This window comes from Burkholderia sp. AU31624 (assembly GCF_020420065.1).
Lineage (GTDB): Bacteria > Pseudomonadota > Gammaproteobacteria > Burkholderiales > Burkholderiaceae > Burkholderia.
This window is the reverse complement of sequence record NZ_JAIZRT010000003.1, coordinates 179477-194812: the sequence shown is the minus strand read 5'-3', so window position 1 is coordinate 194812 and position 15336 is coordinate 179477. Positions and strand designations below refer to the sequence as shown.

The window sequence follows — 15336 nt, the reverse complement described above, 5'->3', positions numbered from 1 at the left end:
TCGAGTCAAAAGGAACTGCGGAAACTGCGAAACTGCGGTCAAGCAACCAGCTACGTGCGGCACATCCGCGCATCGGCGCCGCGACCCGCTCGGCGGCAGGCCGGGCGCAGGCTCCAGGCCCGGGCGGGCAAGGGCGTGCGTGCTACCATTGTTCGATCTTCAATCCCGTCCTTCGATGTTCCAGCAATGAATTCCGAGACCCCCGCGGCCGGGCCGCAACAGGCACAGTCGCCCGCGACGTTGACGATTGCTTCGCGCGAAAGCCGCCTGGCGATGTGGCAAGCCGAACATGTGCGTGATGCGCTGCGCAAATTATATCCAGCTTGTGACGTGAAAATCCTCGGGATGACGACGCGCGGCGACCAGATTCTCGATCGCACGCTGTCGAAAGTCGGCGGCAAGGGTCTGTTCGTGAAGGAACTGGAGGCCGCGCTGGCCGACGGCCGCGCCGATCTCGCCGTGCATTCGCTGAAGGACGTGCCGATGGCGCTGCCCGACGGCTTCTCGCTCGCCGCGATCATGGAACGCGAGGACCCGCGCGATGCATTCGTGTCGAACGACTACGCGTCGCTCGACGCGCTGCCGGCCGGCGCCGTGGTCGGTACGTCGAGCCTGCGCCGCGAGGCGATGCTGCGCTCGCGCTACCCGCACCTGGACGTGCTGCCGCTGCGCGGCAACCTCGACACGCGCCTCGCGAAGCTCGATCGCGGCGACTACGCGGCGATCATCCTCGCGGCCGCCGGCCTGAAGCGCCTCGGCCTCGAAGCGCGGATCCGCGCGCTGCTCGACGTCGAGGCGAGCCCGCCCGCCGCGGGCCAGGGCGCGCTCGGCATCGAGATCGCATCGCACCGCGACGACGTCGCCGCATGGCTCGCACCGCTGCACGACCCGCAGACCGCGCTCGCGGTCGAGGCCGAGCGGATGGTGTCGCGCGCGCTCGGCGGCAGCTGCGAGGTGCCGCTCGCCGCGCACGCGGTGTGGCGCGCGGGCGAACTGTACCTGACGGGCCGTGTGTCGACGACCGACGGCAAGCGCGTGCTGACGGCCGAGGAGTGCGGGGCAGTCATGACCGTCGCCGATGCGCTCGCGCTCGGCCGCGCCGTGTCCGACGAGCTCGAGGCGCAAGGCGCGCTCGACATCGTCCGGGCGCTGCTCGCGGGCTCGCAGGCCGCCGGCAAGGGCGACGCCTGATGGCGGGCGGCGCGCGCGCGTTCACCGCTGTCCTGACGCGCCCGGACGGCCAGTCCGGCGCGCTGGCGTCGCAACTGGCCGAGGCCGGCTGCGACGTGCTCGAATTCCCGTTGATCGACATCGCGCCGGTCGACGATCCCGCGCCGCTCGACGCGGCATTCGCGGCGCTCGCCGACTACGCGCTGGTGATTTTCGTCTCGCCGAACGCGATCGACCGCGCGCTCGCGCAGTACGGCGCGATCTGGCCGAACGCGCTGCCGGTCGGCGTGGTCGGGCCCGGCAGCGTCGCGGCGCTCGAGCGTCACGGCATCGCGGCGCCCGCGCATCGCGTGATCGCGCCGCAGGCGCCGGCCGACGGCGGCGTACCCCATTACGATTCGGAAAGCCTGTTCGCGTGCATCGAGGCCGCGTTCGGCGGCGCGCAGGCGCTGGCGGGCAAGCGCGTGCTGATCGTGCGCGGCGACGGCGGTCGCGAATGGCTCGCCGAACGATTGCGCGAGGCCGGCGCGGACGTCACGCTCGTCGCCGCCTACCGGCGCGTCGTGCCCGAGCCGCGCGTCGGCGCGTGGGAGCGCGTGCATGCGCTGCTCCACGGCGAACCGCATGCATGGCTCGTCACGAGCTCGGAAGGCGTGCGCAACCTGCACGAACTCGCGCGGGCGCACCTGAACGATGCCGAGATCGACGCGCTGAAGCACGCGCCGCTCGTGACGCCGCATCCGCGGATCGAGCAGACCGCGCGTTCATTGGGTTTTGATAGGATTACGCTGACCGGCGCGGGCGATGAGCGCATCGTCCGCGCGTTTCGAACGATGGCCGAGGAGGCCGTCCAACCGGCGACAGCCGCACCGGTGACTAAACGCATGACAGATACCAACGATTCCAAAAGCGTCGCTTCCCAGCCGGCCGCTGCATCCGCACCGCCGTCCCGCCCCGCCTACATGGGCGCCGAACCGCCCGCGCGCCGTGGCGGCAGCGCGGTGCTGTGGTTCGTCGTCGTCGTGCTCGGCTGCGCGGCGGGCGTCGGCGGCTACGCGCTGAACCGCAAGATCGACCGGCTCGACGGCACGTTCGTCACGCGCCAGAAGGCGCTCGACGCGCAGACGGCCGAGACGCGCATGAAGACCGAGCAGGCGCTCGCGAGCACGCACCAGGTCGACACGCAGCTTGCGCAGCTCGACGGCAAGCTCGCCGACGCGCAGAGCGCGCAGCAGGCGCTGCAGCAGCAATACCAGGACCTGTCGCGCAACCGCGACGCGTGGATGCTCGAGGAGGTCGACCAGATGCTGTCGAGCGCGAGCCAGCAGCTTCAGCTGACCGGCAACACGCAGCTCGCGCTGATCGCGCTGCAGAACGCCGACGCGCGCCTCGCCACGTCGCAGAGCGCGCAGGCCGTCACGGTCCGCAAGGCGCTCGCGCTGGACATCGAGAAGCTGAAGGCCGCGCCGGCGGCCGACCTCACGGGTCTGGCGATCAAGCTCGACGATGCGATCGCGAAGATCGACGCGCTGCCGCTGTCCGGCGAGGCGATCGTCCCCCACGAGGCGCCGAAGGCCGCGCCGGCCGACACCGCGTCGTCGGCCGTGGCCGGCGAGCCGCGCTGGAAGGTGTGGTGGCACGACTTCTCGGCCGGCCTCGGCCAGCAGTTGAAGGGGCTCGTGCAGGTGCGCCGCATCGACAACGCGGACGCGATGCTCGCGTCGCCCGACCAGGGCTACTTCGTGCGCGAGAACGTGAAGCTGCGCCTGCTGACCGCCCGCCTGTCGCTGCTCGCGCGCAACGACGGCGCGATGAAGGCCGACCTGCACGCCGCACAGGCGTCGCTCGGGAAGTATTTCGACCAGGCATCGAAGGACACGCAGACCGTCGAGGATCTGCTCAAGCAGGTTGACGGCGCATCGCTGACGGTTGCGGTGCCGAACCTGAACACGAGCCTGAACGCCGTTCAGCAGTTCAAGAGCCGGGGGTAACGATGACGCTTCGAGGAATCGTCTGGCTCGCGGTCCTGTTCGCGATCGCCGCGGCGCTCGCCACCGTCGGCCGTTTTGACGCGGGGCAGGTACTGCTCGTGTATCCGCCGTACCGGATCGACGTGTCGCTGAACCTGTTCGTGATCGCCATCGTCGTGCTGTTCATCGTCGTGTATGCGCTGCTGCGCATCGTGCGCAACATCTGGCGCATGCCGCAGCGGGTCGCCGCGTATCGGGCGCGCTCGCGCAACGAGAAGGCACAGGCATCGCTGCGCGACGCGATCGCGAACCTGTATGCGGGCCGCTTCTCGCGCGCGGAGAAGGCCGCGCGTGAAGCGCTGTCGGTCGATGCGAACCTGGGCGCCGCGAGTCTCGTCGGGGCCACGGCCGCGCACCGGATGCACGAGTACACGCGCCGCGACGACTGGCTGTCGAAGGTCGACGCGCCGGAATGGCAGGATGCACGGCTGCTCGCCGCGGCCGACATGCGCGCGGATGCACGTGATGCCGACGGCGCGCTTGCCGCGCTGGCCGACCTGCAGGCGGGCGGCAAGCGCATCCATGCGCAACAGGTCGCGCTGCGCGCGCAGCAGCAGTTGAAGAACTGGGCCGAGGTGCTGAAGCTCGCGAAAGCGCTCGAGAAGCGCGAGGCGCTGCATCCGGCGGCGGCCGTGCGGCTGCGCCAGCAGGCCGCGGAAAACCTGCTGCGCGAACGCCGGCACGACCCGGACGCGCTGCTCGAGGTGTGGCAGTCGCTGTCGCCGGCCGAGCGCCAGTCGCCGCGTCTTGCCGATCTCGCCGCCGATCTGCTCGTCCCGCTCGAGCGCCGCAACGAAGCGCGCCGCATCGTCGAGGACGCGCTCGCGCACAACTGGGATGCGCGCCTGCTGCGCCGTTACCCGGATACGGCCGGCGCCGATGCGCTGCCGCTGATCCAGAAGGCGGAAGGGTGGAAGAAGGATCACCCGGAGGATGCCGACCTGCTGTTCGCGCTCGGTCGCCTGTGCCAGCAGCAGCAGCTATGGGGCAAGGCGCAGTCGTTCCTGGAATCGGCACTGAAGCTGGCCGACAACGAGGCGCTGAAGGTGCGTGCGCATCGCGCGCTCGCGCGGCTGTTCGAGCATCTCGGCGAAACCGACAAGGCTGCGAAGCATTACCGCGAAAGCGCGCTGGCGATTACCGTGGTCTGATGCCGGCCACTCGGGCCGCCTGCTGCAGGCGGCTCGTACACCCCGCGCAAAAAGCCCCGAAGGCCTTTCCGGCATTCGGGGCTTTTTTTCGTCCGGGGTGGGCCCGGACGACACGTCACGCGCCGAGCTTGCGCAGCAGGTCGTCCTCGCGGGCGACGAACCACACCGATTGCCCGCGATTGGACTCGCGTACGAGCGCGCGAAGCGCTTCGCTGCGCGCGAGCCAGTGGTCGATATCGCCGACCACGCCGAGCCGGACGCCGTAGTTGACGAGTTTCTGCAGCACGGCGCCTGCCAGCCCGCTGTCGAGCCGGTAGAAGTCGTCGTGCAGCGCGTTGGCGGGCACCGCGATCCAGTCGGCTTCGTGCTCGTGCGCGAGGGCGACGAGGTCGAGCGCATCGCTTTCGCGCTGAACCGGGCCAGCGGCGGGATCGCGGACCAGCACACGGTGGCCGGCCGCCTGGACGATTCGGTGGTGCATGCGGGTGGGCTCCCTGCGTTACTTGTCGACCAGCCGCTTCGGCACCGACAGCGCCAGCAGCCCGCCGAGCACGAGGAACCCGGCGAGCATGTACATGCCCGAATCGTTGGCGCCCGTTGCCTGCTTGAGCCAGCCCATCATGTACGGGCTGAGGAAGCCGGCGAGGTTGCCGATCGAGTTGATCATCGCGATGCCGGCCGCGGCCGCCGTGCCGCCGAGGAACGCGGTCGGCAGGCTCCAGAACAGCGGCAGCGTCGTCAGGATGCCGATCGTCGCGAGCGTGAGGCCGAGCATCGCGAGCGCGGTCTGGTGCGCCCAGATCACCGACAGCACGAGCCCGAGCGCGCCGATCGCGGCCGGAATCGCGACGTGCCAGCGGCGCTCGCGGTGCCGGTCCGCGCTGCGTGCGATCAGGATCATCGCGACCACGGCAGCCGCATACGGAATCGCCGACAGCAGGCCGATCATGAACGTGTCGGTCACGCCCGTCGCCTTGATGATGGTCGGCAGCCAGAAGCCGACGCCGTAGAGCCCCATCACGAACGAGAAGTAGATCAACGCCATCAGCCACACGCGCGGGCTCGCCATCACGGCGCCGAGCGGCGGGTCTTCCTTGGTGGCCTCTTCAGCAGCGACGTTGCGCGTGAGCAGCGCCTTTTCGTCGTCGGTCAGCCAGTTCGCCTTCTCGATCCGCTCGTCCAGCTTGAGGAACACGATCACGCCGACCAGCACCGACGGGATACCCTCGAGCAGGAACAGCCATTGCCAGCCGTGCCACCCGCTGATGCCGTCGAACGTCTTCAGGATGAAGCCCGAGAGCGGCCCGCCGATCACGCCGGACAGCGCGACGGCGGTCATGAAGAACGTCGTCATCCGGCCGCGCCGGTGTGCGGGATACCAGTAGGTGAGGTAGAGGATCACGCCGGGGAAGAAGCCGGCCTCGGCGACGCCGAGCAGGAAGCGCATCACATAGAACATCGTGGGCGTCGTGACGAACATCGTCAGGATCGAGATGACGCCCCACGTCGCCATGATCCGCGCGATCCACACGCGCGCGCCGACCCTGTGCAGGATGATGTTGCTCGGCACTTCGAAGAGGAAGTAGCCGAAGAAGAAGATCCCGGCGCCGAGCCCGTAGACGGTGTCGCTGAGGTTCAGGTCGCTCGCCATCTGCAGCTTCGCGAACCCGACGTTCACGCGGTCGAGATACGCGACCACGTAGCACAGCAGCAGGAGCGGCACGAGCCGCCACGACACCTTGCGGTAGGTTGCTTCCTCGAATGCGCCGGACGAGCCCGGCAGCGACTGCGTCGATGTTGCCATGTTGTCTCCTGTCCTTATGGTTTCGTGCGAGGCAATGCGTGGATGCCGTGCCGGCCGGCGAAACCCGGCGCGGTGCGCGAACAGCCCGGTGCGGCTAGATGCAGCGTCCGCCGTCGACTTCGAGACAAACGCCCGTGATGAATTCAGCTTCGTCGGAGGCAAGGTAAAGCGCGGCGTTCGCGATGTCCTGCGGCGTCGAGAAGCGGCCGAGCGGGATCGTCGCGAGGAACCGGCTGCGGTTCTCGGGGGTATCCTCGCAGCCCATGAATTCGGTCATCAACGCCGTTTCGCCGAGCACGGGGTTGATGCAGTTCACGCGGATGCGGTCGGCGCCGAGTTCGGCCGCGAGCGACTTGCTTGCGGTAATCATCGCGCCCTTCGTGCTGTTGTACCAGACGAGGCCGGGCCGCGGCCGCACGCCGGCCGTCGACGCGACGTTCACGAACACGCCGCCGCCCTGTTCGCGAAAGTACGGCACGAAGGTCTGCACGCACCAGAACAGGCTCTTCATGTTGACCGCGTACACGCGGTCGAATTCGGCTTCCGTCACGTCGAGCACCGGCTTGTTGCGGTGCGTGGTGCCGGCGTTGTTCACGACGATCTGCACCGCATGGAAATCGTCGAGCGAGGCTTGCAGCAGCGCGTGCCAGTCGTCCTGCCTCGACACGTCGCCGGCCACCGCGATGGCTTTGCCGCCCGCGAGCGCGATCTCGCTCGCGACGCGCTCGGCTGCCGCGCCATTCAGGTCGTTGACGACGACGTTCGCGCCTTCGCGCGCATAGGTCTTCGCGATGCCTTCGCCGAATCCCGAGCCGCCGCCCGTGACGATTGCCGTCTTGCCGCTCAACCGCATGGTGTGTCTCCTGTGCTGGATATGAGTGTCGTCGTGCTTCGGCACGCGGCCGGGTGCTGCATGCGGCGCGGTCAGCCGTGCCGGATCGCGATCGTCTTCAGCGTGGTGAAGCCGTACAGTGCCTCGAAGCCTTTCTCGCGGCCATGCCCCGAGTGGCCGACGCCGCCGAACGGCAGCTCGACGCCGCCGCCCGCGCCGTAGTTGTTGATGAACACCTGTCCCGCGCGCAGGCGCCGCGCAAGACGCATCTGGCGCGCGCCGTCGCGCGTCCAGATGCCCGCGACGAGGCCGTACGGCGTGCCGTTCGCCAGTGCGACGGCTTCGTCCTCGTCGACGAAACGCATCGCGGCGAGCACGGGGCCGAACACCTCCTCCTGTGCGAGCCGGTGCGACGGCGGCACGTCGCGCAGCAGCGCGGGCGCCTGGTAGAAGCCGCTTTCGGGCGCGTCGGCGACGACCTGCCCGTGCGCGGCCATCGGAATGCCGTCGTGCTGCGCATCGGACAGGAAATCCCACACGCGCTGCTGCTGTTTCGCGTTGATCAGCGGGCCGCAGTCGAGGTCGGCGCGGCTCGGGCCGACGCGCAGCCCGTTGAACGCGGTGGCGAGGCGCTCGAGGAGCGGCTCGTACACCGCGCGCTCGATCAGCACGCGGCTGCCGGCCGAACAGGTCTGCCCGCCGTTCTGCACGATCGCGGACACGAGCACGGGCAGCGCCGCTTCGAGATCGGCGTCGGCGAACACGATCTGCGGCGACTTGCCGCCGAGTTCGAGTGTGACGGGTACGTGGTTCTCGGCCGCCATCTGCGTGACCAGCTTGCCGGTGGCCGGCGATCCCGTGAACGAGATGTGGTCGATGCCGGGATGGCGTGCGAGCGCGGCGCCGGCTTCATGGCCGTAGCCGGTGACGATGTTGAGCGCACCGGCCGGCAACCCGGCCTCGATGGCCAGCTCGGCGACGCGCAGCAACGACAGGCACGCATCCTCGGCCGGCTTGACGACACAGGCGTTGCCGGCCGCGAGCGCGGCGCCGACGCTGCGCCCGAAAATCTGCATCGGGTAGTTCCACGGCACGATGTGGCCCGTGACGCCGTGCGGCTCGCGCACCGTCAGCACCGTGTAGCCGGCTTGATAGGGGAGGGTTTCGCCGTGCAGCTTGTCGGCGGCGCCTGCGTAGAACTCGAAGTAGCGCGCGAGCGCGGCTGCGTCGGCGCGTGCCTGTTTCAGCGGCTTGCCGGTGTCGCGCGCTTCGATCGCGGCGAGTTCCTCGATCGAGGCGGCGACACGCGCTGACAGGCGCATCAGCACGCGGCCGCGTTCGGCGGCGCTGGCGGCGCCCCACGGGCCCGCGAATGCGTCGCGGGCCGCGGCGACCGCGCGCTCGATGTCGGGCGCCGTGCCGCGGGCGATCGACGCGAACGGCTGGCCGTCGGAGGGATCGACGACCGCGATGGTTTCCAGTTGCGCGGGCAACGTCCATTCGCCCGCGATGAAGTGCTTCGCCTCTTCCATGCCAGCTCCTGTCGACCCGAGTTAGCGCTTCAGCGCTTACTCGGGTCCCATGCTTCGCGGTCGACCCGAGTTAGCGCTTCAGCGCTTACTCGGGTTCCATGCTTCGCGGTCGGACCGAGTTAGCACTTCAGCGCTTACGCGGGTCCCATGCTTCGCGGTCGACCCGAGTTGGCGCTTCAGCGTTTACTCGGGTTCCATGCTTCGCGGTCGACCCGAGTTGGCGCTTCAGCGCTTACCCGAGCCCCATGCTTCGGGGTCGCCCCGAGTTAGCACTTCAGCGCCCACCCGAGCCCCATGCCTCGCGGTCGGCCGGCGACAGCGCTTCCACCACCGACACCGATTCCACGTACCACGGCCAATGATTCAACGGCCGTGCATCCGGAACGATTATCGGCCGATCGTCATCCGGACGCCACCGGTCGATTGGCTATAATGGCGCATTCCCTTGCGGGGCGCCTGCGGCGATGCATCGGCCGCGGCGCCCTGTCCCGAATTCCCATCGACCTACAGAGAGTGCTCATGAGCTTCAATCATGTTCCGGCCGGCAAGGACCTGCCGCAAGATTTCAACGTGATCATCGAGATTCCCGCGCAAAGCGATCCGGTGAAGTACGAGGCGGACAAGGAACTGGGCCTTCTCGTCGTCGACCGCTTCATCGGCACGGGCATGCGCTATCCGGTGAACTACGGCTACATCCCGCAGACGCTGTCGGGCGATGGCGATCCGGTCGACGTGCTCGTGATCACGCCGTTCCCGCTGCTGGCAGGCTCGATCGTGCGCTCGCGCGTGCTCGGCATGCTGCAGATGACCGACGAGTCGGGCGTCGACGCGAAGCTGGTCGCCGTGCCGCACGACAAGGTCTGCCCGATGACGGCCAACCTGAAGTCGATCGACGACGTGCCCGAGTACCTGAAGGACCAGATCAAGCACTTCTTCGAGCAATACAAGGCGCTCGAGAAGGGCAAGTGGGTGAAGGTCGAAGGCTGGGCCGGCATCGAAGCCGCGCACAAGGAAATCACCGACGGCGCAGCGAACTACAAGAAGTAAGCGGCGTACCGGCCGACGGCCGGTTCGTGCGAAACGCCAACCGCGCGTGTCTCCTCAGGAGGCCGCGCGGTTTTGTTTTGTGCGTTGGGGCCGCTTGCGTACGGCGGCGGGTACGGCCGCCGGCGACGGGGCGGTGGACGGCGCGTCCTTCGCGCGCTTCGCGCGGCGAGGGGTAACTTGGGCAGCGGCCGGGCGGCGGCGACCCGATGCGGGCGCGGCATCTTCGCGTCCGTTCGTGCTGAGTTTGCCGCTGGCTGCAGGCGCCTTTCCTTTCGACGAAGCGGGTGCGGCCGGCTTGTCCTTTTTTACCGGTGTGTCGCGCGATGAAGTCTTTTTTGCGACCCCATCGCTTTCGGGCTTCTTGCGCTTGGCGACCGGGGCGGCTTTTGTCGCCGTGGGAGGGTTGGCGGCCTTGGCTTTCGCAGGCTTGTCGACCTTTTCGGCTTTCCCGGCCTTTCCGGCCTTCTTCGGGCTTTTGCCCGTCTCGACCGTCTTCTCCGCACGATCGACGTTCTTCGCCTTCTTCCGCCCGCGCGCACCGGCCTTCAACCCGGCCTCGTCACCGCTGGTATCGACGGCCACGACGGCCGGCAGCACCGACTCCAGCGTCCGCAACCCGGCCGCCAGTTCCCGCTTCTGCACCGCCGTGAGCTGCTTCACCCAGTACTCGGCGCGCGACGCGCTCGACCGGTCGGGCAGTGGAAACGACGCGAGCACCGAACGCGGCTTGCGCGAGCGCGTATAGCGCGCGCCCTTGCCGGATGCGTGCTCGTCGAAGCGCGCGGCAACGTCGGTCGTGATGCCCGTATAGACGCTGTCGTCGGCGCATTCGATCAGATACAGAAACCAGGACATGGCAGGGCGGCAGGATGCGAAGCCGCCAGTGTCTCAGAAAAAGCGCCGGTCAACGCCACCGCTCGCCGTGCCCGTCGCGAAAGCGGCTCGGCGCCGCGCCGAGTTCGCGCGTGAAGAAGCGCGTGAACGCGCTCGTCGAACGGAAGCCGACCCGCGCGCCGATCTCGCCGATCGGCAGTTGCGTATTCAGCAGCAGGTCGCGCGCTTCACCGAGCCGCGCCTGCGCGACGAGCGCATGAAACCCGACCGCTTCGCGATGCAGCCGCCTGCGCAGTGTCCAGCGCGACATCGCGAAGCGCGCGCAGACGTGCTCCATCAGCGTGTCGGACGGCACGTCGGCGTCGTCGGACGTGCGCAGCCAGTCGCGCACGCATTGCTCGACCGACGCGCCGAACGTCGAGCGGGCGCGCACGCGCTCGCGCGCGGCGTCGGCCGCCTGACGCTGGATGTCCGCGAGCGGCGCGTTGTAGCACTCGAACGGCGTGTCGAAGCGCGCGGAGCGCAGCACGACGCGGTTGCATGCGGCATCGAACGACACCGTCGCGCCGAGGAGATCGCGCAGCGCGGCCGTCGGCGCAAACGCGCGGCCCGCGAACGCGGCTTCGTCGATCCGCACGTGCGGATCGTACAGGCGCGCGAGCGCGACGAGGATCGCGAAATTCGCGAACGCGCTGCTGGCGGGCCTTCCGTCACCTTCGTTCACGTACTCGAGTGCGATCACGTCGCCCGTTTCATGCGCGAAAAGCCAGTCGACGTTGCCGATCAGTTCGCGGTAGCGCAGGTAGCCGTGCAGCGCGTCGCGCAGCGTCGCGGCGTTGCAGGTGATGCCCGCGAGCTCGGGGAATGGCGCGAGCCACGGCACGACCTGTGGCGGCGGCCGATGCCAGGACAACGGCCAGTCGCTCATCAGCCGCATCGCGGCGACATGCCGATCACCGGGGATGCGCCGCGCGTCGTCGGCGAGATCGGCCGCGCCGATGCCGAGCGTCGCATACAGCGGCGCGACGTCGAAGCCGTTGCGCCGCATGTCGTCGAGCGCCTGTCGGTAGACCCGGACGGATACCGATTTCTGTCGTAACTCCATGTCTCTCTCCATGACCTTCGGGTTGCCCCCGCTGCGAGAGGTCAGGTACTGCTCCTGCCGGTCAAGCATGGTGACCGGTCGATTTCTTTTAACTGGGACGCTGGAGTGGGGTGACAAGTACAACAGATCGATTCAGGCGGATCAATGAAAACTTCGCTGTTCCGGCGTTCGACGATTGCGTGCGCGTGGGCGATCAGGGCGTTGCCGACGACGGTGACGCTCGCCGCGCACCGAGCCGAAGGGGGGCGTGTGGCATGCAGCGAAGCCGGCCGTGACTTCGTCGCATGCCGGTGCCGTTGATGACGTTACTGGCCGCCGCGCCGGAACGGATCGTGTTCGCGCAGTTCGTCGACGTACGCGTGGATATGCTCGGTCTCGCGTTCGAGAAAGCGTGCGACCGCGTCCGAGAACGCCGGGTGCGCGAGCCAGTGCGCGGAGTGCGTGACGGTCGGCAGGAAGCCGCGCGCGAGCTTGTGTTCGCCCTGTGCGCCGCCTTCGAACGTATCGAGCCCGGCCTCGATGCAGAATTCGAGCAACTGATAGTAGGCCGTTTCGAAATGCAGGCAGGGCACGTGTTCGAGCGCGCCCCAATAGCGGCCATACAGCGTGCCGCCGCCGTTTTCGCCGCGCCGGTAGACGGCGAGCGCACTCGCGATCGGCTGCCCGCCGGCTTCCGCGATCACGAGCAGCAGGTTCTCCGGCATCGTCGCGCCGATCGTGCGGAAGAAGTCGAGATTCAGGTACGGGCTGGAATAGTGTTCGCGATAGGTCTGCCGGTAGCAGCGCGAGAAGAAACGCCAGTCGGCGTCGGTGATCTGGTCGCCGGTGAGCCGCCGGAACGTCACGCCCGCGTCGTGCACCTTGCGCCGTTCGGCACGGATGTTCTTGCGCTTCTTCTGCTCGAGCGTGCCGAGGAAATCGTCGAAGTGGCGGTAGCCGCCGTTGATCCAGTGGAACTGCACGCCTTCGCGCAGCATCATCCCCATCGATTCGAGAAGCGCCGCTTCGTCGCCGGTCGGAAACAGCACGTGCAGCGACGACACGTCGCTCTGCTCGGCGAACGCGAGCAGCGTGGCCGCGAGCCGGCGGCGCGCGTCGTCGTCGGCCGCGAGCAGGCGCGTGCCCTGCACGGGCGTGAACGGCACCGCGCACAGCAGCTTCGGGTAGTAGGGCAGGTCGTTGCGCTGGTACGCGTCGGCCCACGCCCAGTCGAACACGTATTCGCCGTAAGAATGCTGCTTCGCGTAGACGGGCGCGGCGGCCGCGAGGCGGCCGGTGCGCTCGTCGGTCAGCGTGACGAAGTGCGGCGACCAGCCGGTATCGTCGACCGCGCAGCGCGCGACGTGCAGCGCGTCGAGGAATTCGTGGCGCAGGAAGGGCGTCGGCTGCGCGTCGCGCGCGAGCAGCGCGTTCCATTCTTCGGCCGGCACCTCCGCGGGGGACGACAGGATGCCCGTGCGATAATCGATGCGTTCGTGTTTCAAGCGTGAATCCGTACCGTTCTGTGTCGCCGGATGCGCGGGCCTGCACGGCCCGCACCGGGACGATTTCGTCAGCCGTTCAGGGCGCGCCGCCGGGCTGCGCCGATCCCGCCATGAAGACCCGACTCGCTCTCGCCCAGATCAACGTCACCGTCGGCGACTTCGCCGGCAACGTCGCGCGAATCGTCGCGGCCGCCCGCGCCGCGCACAACGATGGTGCGCAGCTGATGGTCGCGCCGGAACTCGCGCTGTCCGGCTATCCGCCGGAAGATCTGCTGCTCCGGCCCGCGTTCTACGCGGCGGCGGCCTCGGCACTCGACGCGCTCGCCGACGCGCTGAAGGCATTCGACGGGCTCGCGGTGCTGGTCGGCCATCCGCTGCGCGGCATGGGCGAAGGCGCGCACGCGCCAGCCGTCGATGGTAATGCAAACCGCCCGATCGAGCGCGGCGTGCCGCCCACCGATACCTATAACGCGGTTTCCCTGATCGTCGGCGGCGAGATCGTCGGCACCTACCGCAAGCAGGATCTGCCGAACGCCGAGGTGTTCGACGAGAAGCGCTACTTCGCGACCGACGCCGAGCCGCTCGTGTTCGAGCTGAACGGCGTGAAATACGGCGTGATCATCTGCGAGGATGCGTGGCACGCGTCGGCCGCGCAGATCGCAAAGGCGGCCGGCGCGCAGGTACTGCTGATCCCGAACGGCTCGCCGTACCACATGAACAAGGAAGCGGTGCGCTTCGACATCCTGCGCGCACGGATTCGCGAAACCGGGCTGCCGATGGTGTACGTGAACCTCGTCGGCGGCCAGGACGAACTCGTGTTCGACGGCGGCTCGTTCGTGCTCGACGCGCAGGGCGCGCTCGTCGCGAAGATGCCGCAGTTCGTCGAGGGGCACGCGATCGTCGAATTCGGCGGCGCCCGGCCGCTGCCGGGCGCGATCGCGCCCGAGCTGTCGACGCACGCGCAGGTGTATCGCGCGCTCGTGACCGGCGTGCGCGACTACATCGGCAAGAACGGGTTTCCGGGCGTGCTGATCGGGCTGTCGGGCGGCGTCGATTCGGCGCTGGTGCTGGCCGTCGCATGCGATGCGCTCGGGCCGGAGCGCGTGCGCGCGGTGATGATGCCGTCGCGCTTCACGGCCGACATCTCGACCACCGATGCGGCGGAGATGGCGCGGCGCGTCGGCGTGCGCTACGACGAGATCGCGATCGCGCCGATGTTCGATGCGTTCCGCGCATCGCTCGCGGGCGAGTTCGCGGGCCGCGCGGAAGACGCGACGGAGGAGAACATCCAGGCGCGCATTCGCGGCACGCTGCTGATGGCGCTGTCGAACAAGTTCGGCTCGATCGTGCTGACGACCGGCAACAAGAGCGAGATGGCGGTCGGCTACTGCACGCTGTACGGCGACATGGCCGGCGGGTTCGCGGTGATCAAGGACATCGCGAAGACGCTCGTGTACCGGTTGTGCCGCTATCGCAACGAAACGGCCGACTACCCGCTGCGCGACGTGATCCCGGAGCGGATCCTCACGCGCGCGCCGTCGGCCGAGCTGCGCGAGAACCAGACCGACCAGGACAGCCTGCCGCCGTACGACGTGCTCGACGCGATCATGCGCATGTACATGGAAGAGGACCGGCCGCTCGCCGAGATCGTCGCGGCCGGTTACGCGCAGGCCGACGTCGAACGCGTGACGCGGCTCATCAAGATCAACGAATACAAGCGCCGCCAGGCGCCGATCGGCATTCGCGTCACGCATCGCGCGTTCGGGCGCGACTGGCGCTACCCGATTACGTCACGGTTTACCGAACGTCTCGATTGAGCGGTGCTGGGCCGCGTGCGGCTCGCAGGCTTACAATCGGGGTCGCGATTTTGCATCCAAACGAGCATTGGGGGACAACCACCATGAAACGCATCACTGCCATCATCAAGCCGTTCAAGCTGGACGAAGTCCGCGAAGCGCTCGCCGAAGTGGGTCTCACGGGCCTGACCGTGACGGAAGTGAAGGGCTTCGGCCGCCAGAAGGGCCATACCGAGCTGTATCGCGGCGCCGAATACGTCGTCGACTTCCTGCCGAAGATGAAGATCGAGGTGGTCGTCGCGGAAGCGCAGGTCGACCAGGTGATCGACGCGGTGATCGGCGCGGCCCGCACCGGCAAGATCGGCGACGGCAAGATCTTCGTGTCGGATGTCGAGCGCGTGATCCGCATCCGCACCGGCGAAGAGAACGAAGCGGCCGTCTGAGCGCCGCGTCCGCGCCATTTGATCGCTTCCCGGCCGCTTCGGCCGATCGGGCCACGGGTCGCAAGAACCCGCCGCCCAATAAAAAACGGTGCGATACCCGGTTGGGTA

13 protein-coding genes are annotated in these 15336 nt (G+C 68.4%); 6 read left to right on the top strand and 7 right to left on the bottom strand.

The window, feature by feature from the left end:
• The first annotated feature begins 186 nt into the window (after positions 1-186).
• Genes hemC through LGM89_RS11190 form a run of 3 tightly spaced genes read left to right on the top strand, consistent with a single transcriptional unit; the run spans position 187 to position 4351 of the window.
• Positions 187-1191, top strand: a complete 1005-nt coding sequence (hemC, locus tag LGM89_RS11200; protein WP_226273064.1) for a hydroxymethylbilane synthase — start codon at positions 187-189, stop codon at positions 1189-1191.
• Positions 1191-3161 (top strand): fused uroporphyrinogen-III synthase HemD/membrane protein HemX, encoded by a 1971-nt coding sequence (gene hemDX, locus LGM89_RS11195; protein WP_089495418.1) that lies wholly within the window; start codon positions 1191-1193, stop codon positions 3159-3161. The genes hemC and hemDX overlap by 1 nt, the downstream gene beginning before the upstream one ends.
• A 2-nt stretch (positions 3162-3163) precedes the next feature.
• Positions 3164-4351 (top strand): heme biosynthesis protein HemY, encoded by a 1188-nt coding sequence (locus LGM89_RS11190; RefSeq protein WP_089426083.1) that lies wholly within the window; start codon positions 3164-3166, stop codon positions 4349-4351.
• 115 nt (positions 4352-4466) lie between these two features.
• On the opposite strand, the gene LGM89_RS11185 is transcribed toward LGM89_RS11190, so the two are convergent.
• The 4 genes from LGM89_RS11185 to LGM89_RS11170 all read right to left on the bottom strand — a co-directional run bounded on the left by LGM89_RS11185 (position 4467) and on the right by LGM89_RS11170 (position 8519).
• Positions 4467-4832: a DUF4180 domain-containing protein gene (locus LGM89_RS11185; RefSeq protein WP_089495417.1), complete on the bottom strand. Its 366-nt coding sequence runs from the start codon at positions 4830-4832 to the stop codon at positions 4467-4469.
• Positions 4833-4850: 18 nt separating this feature from the next.
• A complete protein-coding gene (locus LGM89_RS11180) occupies positions 4851-6155 on the bottom strand; it encodes an MFS transporter (RefSeq protein WP_226273063.1) in 1305 nt (434 codons plus the stop codon).
• A gap of 94 nt (positions 6156-6249) precedes the next feature.
• Complete coding sequence (locus LGM89_RS11175) at positions 6250-7008, bottom strand: SDR family oxidoreductase (protein WP_089431563.1); 759 nt, start codon at positions 7006-7008, stop codon at positions 6250-6252.
• A 71-nt stretch (positions 7009-7079) separates the two neighbouring features.
• Positions 7080-8519 (bottom strand): aldehyde dehydrogenase family protein, encoded by a 1440-nt coding sequence (locus LGM89_RS11170; protein WP_226273062.1) that lies wholly within the window; start codon positions 8517-8519, stop codon positions 7080-7082.
• 519 nt (positions 8520-9038) lie between these two features.
• On the opposite strand from LGM89_RS11170, the gene ppa reads away from it, so the two are divergent.
• The gene (gene ppa / locus LGM89_RS11165; protein ID WP_011352863.1) at positions 9039-9566 is read left to right on the top strand and encodes an inorganic diphosphatase; all 528 of its coding nucleotides are present in this window, start codon (positions 9039-9041) and stop codon (positions 9564-9566) included.
• Positions 9567-9620: 54 nt separating this feature from the next.
• Here ppa and LGM89_RS11160 read toward each other — a convergent pair whose 3' ends face one another.
• The 3 genes from LGM89_RS11160 to LGM89_RS11150 form a co-directional block, all read right to left on the bottom strand.
• Positions 9621-10421, bottom strand: a complete 801-nt coding sequence (locus LGM89_RS11160; RefSeq protein ID WP_226273061.1) for a GIY-YIG nuclease family protein — start codon at positions 10419-10421, stop codon at positions 9621-9623.
• Between the two features lie 49 nt (positions 10422-10470).
• A complete protein-coding gene (locus LGM89_RS11155) occupies positions 10471-11505 on the bottom strand; it encodes a helix-turn-helix transcriptional regulator (protein ID WP_226273060.1) in 1035 nt (344 codons plus the stop codon).
• Between the two features lie 305 nt (positions 11506-11810).
• Positions 11811-12989 carry a GNAT family N-acetyltransferase gene (locus LGM89_RS11150; protein ID WP_226273059.1) on the bottom strand — a complete coding sequence of 393 codons (1179 nt, stop codon included), beginning with the start codon at positions 12987-12989 and terminating at the stop codon, positions 11811-11813.
• 110 nt (positions 12990-13099) lie between these two features.
• On the opposite strand from LGM89_RS11150, the gene LGM89_RS11145 reads away from it, so the two are divergent.
• Both LGM89_RS11145 and LGM89_RS11140 read left to right on the top strand, forming a co-directional pair.
• The gene (locus tag LGM89_RS11145; protein WP_226273058.1) at positions 13100-14806 is read left to right on the top strand and encodes an NAD+ synthase; all 1707 of its coding nucleotides are present in this window, start codon (positions 13100-13102) and stop codon (positions 14804-14806) included.
• Between the two features lie 83 nt (positions 14807-14889).
• Complete coding sequence (locus tag LGM89_RS11140; protein ID WP_006398637.1) at positions 14890-15228, top strand: P-II family nitrogen regulator; 339 nt, start codon at positions 14890-14892, stop codon at positions 15226-15228.
• Positions 15229-15336 lie beyond the last annotated feature (108 nt).

Coding starts and splice junctions, on each gene's coding strand:
- LGM89_RS11185 (WP_089495417.1), bottom strand. CDS start 4,832: ATGCACCACCGAATCGTCCAGGCGGCCGGCCACCGTGTGCTGGTCCGC.
- LGM89_RS11140 (WP_006398637.1), top strand. CDS start 14,890: ATGAAACGCATCACTGCCATCATCAAGCCGTTCAAGCTGGACGAAGTC.
- hemC (WP_226273064.1), top strand. CDS start 187: ATGAATTCCGAGACCCCCGCGGCCGGGCCGCAACAGGCACAGTCGCCC.
- LGM89_RS11155 (WP_226273060.1), bottom strand. CDS start 11,505: ATGGAGTTACGACAGAAATCGGTATCCGTCCGGGTCTACCGACAGGCG.
- LGM89_RS11190 (WP_089426083.1), top strand. CDS start 3,164: ATGACGCTTCGAGGAATCGTCTGGCTCGCGGTCCTGTTCGCGATCGCC.
- hemDX (WP_089495418.1), top strand. CDS start 1,191: ATGGCGGGCGGCGCGCGCGCGTTCACCGCTGTCCTGACGCGCCCGGAC.
- LGM89_RS11175 (WP_089431563.1), bottom strand. CDS start 7,008: ATGCGGTTGAGCGGCAAGACGGCAATCGTCACGGGCGGCGGCTCGGGA.
- ppa (WP_011352863.1), top strand. CDS start 9,039: ATGAGCTTCAATCATGTTCCGGCCGGCAAGGACCTGCCGCAAGATTTC.
- LGM89_RS11180 (WP_226273063.1), bottom strand. CDS start 6,155: ATGGCAACATCGACGCAGTCGCTGCCGGGCTCGTCCGGCGCATTCGAG.
- LGM89_RS11170 (WP_226273062.1), bottom strand. CDS start 8,519: ATGGAAGAGGCGAAGCACTTCATCGCGGGCGAATGGACGTTGCCCGCG.
- LGM89_RS11160 (WP_226273061.1), bottom strand. CDS start 10,421: ATGTCCTGGTTTCTGTATCTGATCGAATGCGCCGACGACAGCGTCTAT.
- LGM89_RS11145 (WP_226273058.1), top strand. CDS start 13,100: ATGAAGACCCGACTCGCTCTCGCCCAGATCAACGTCACCGTCGGCGAC.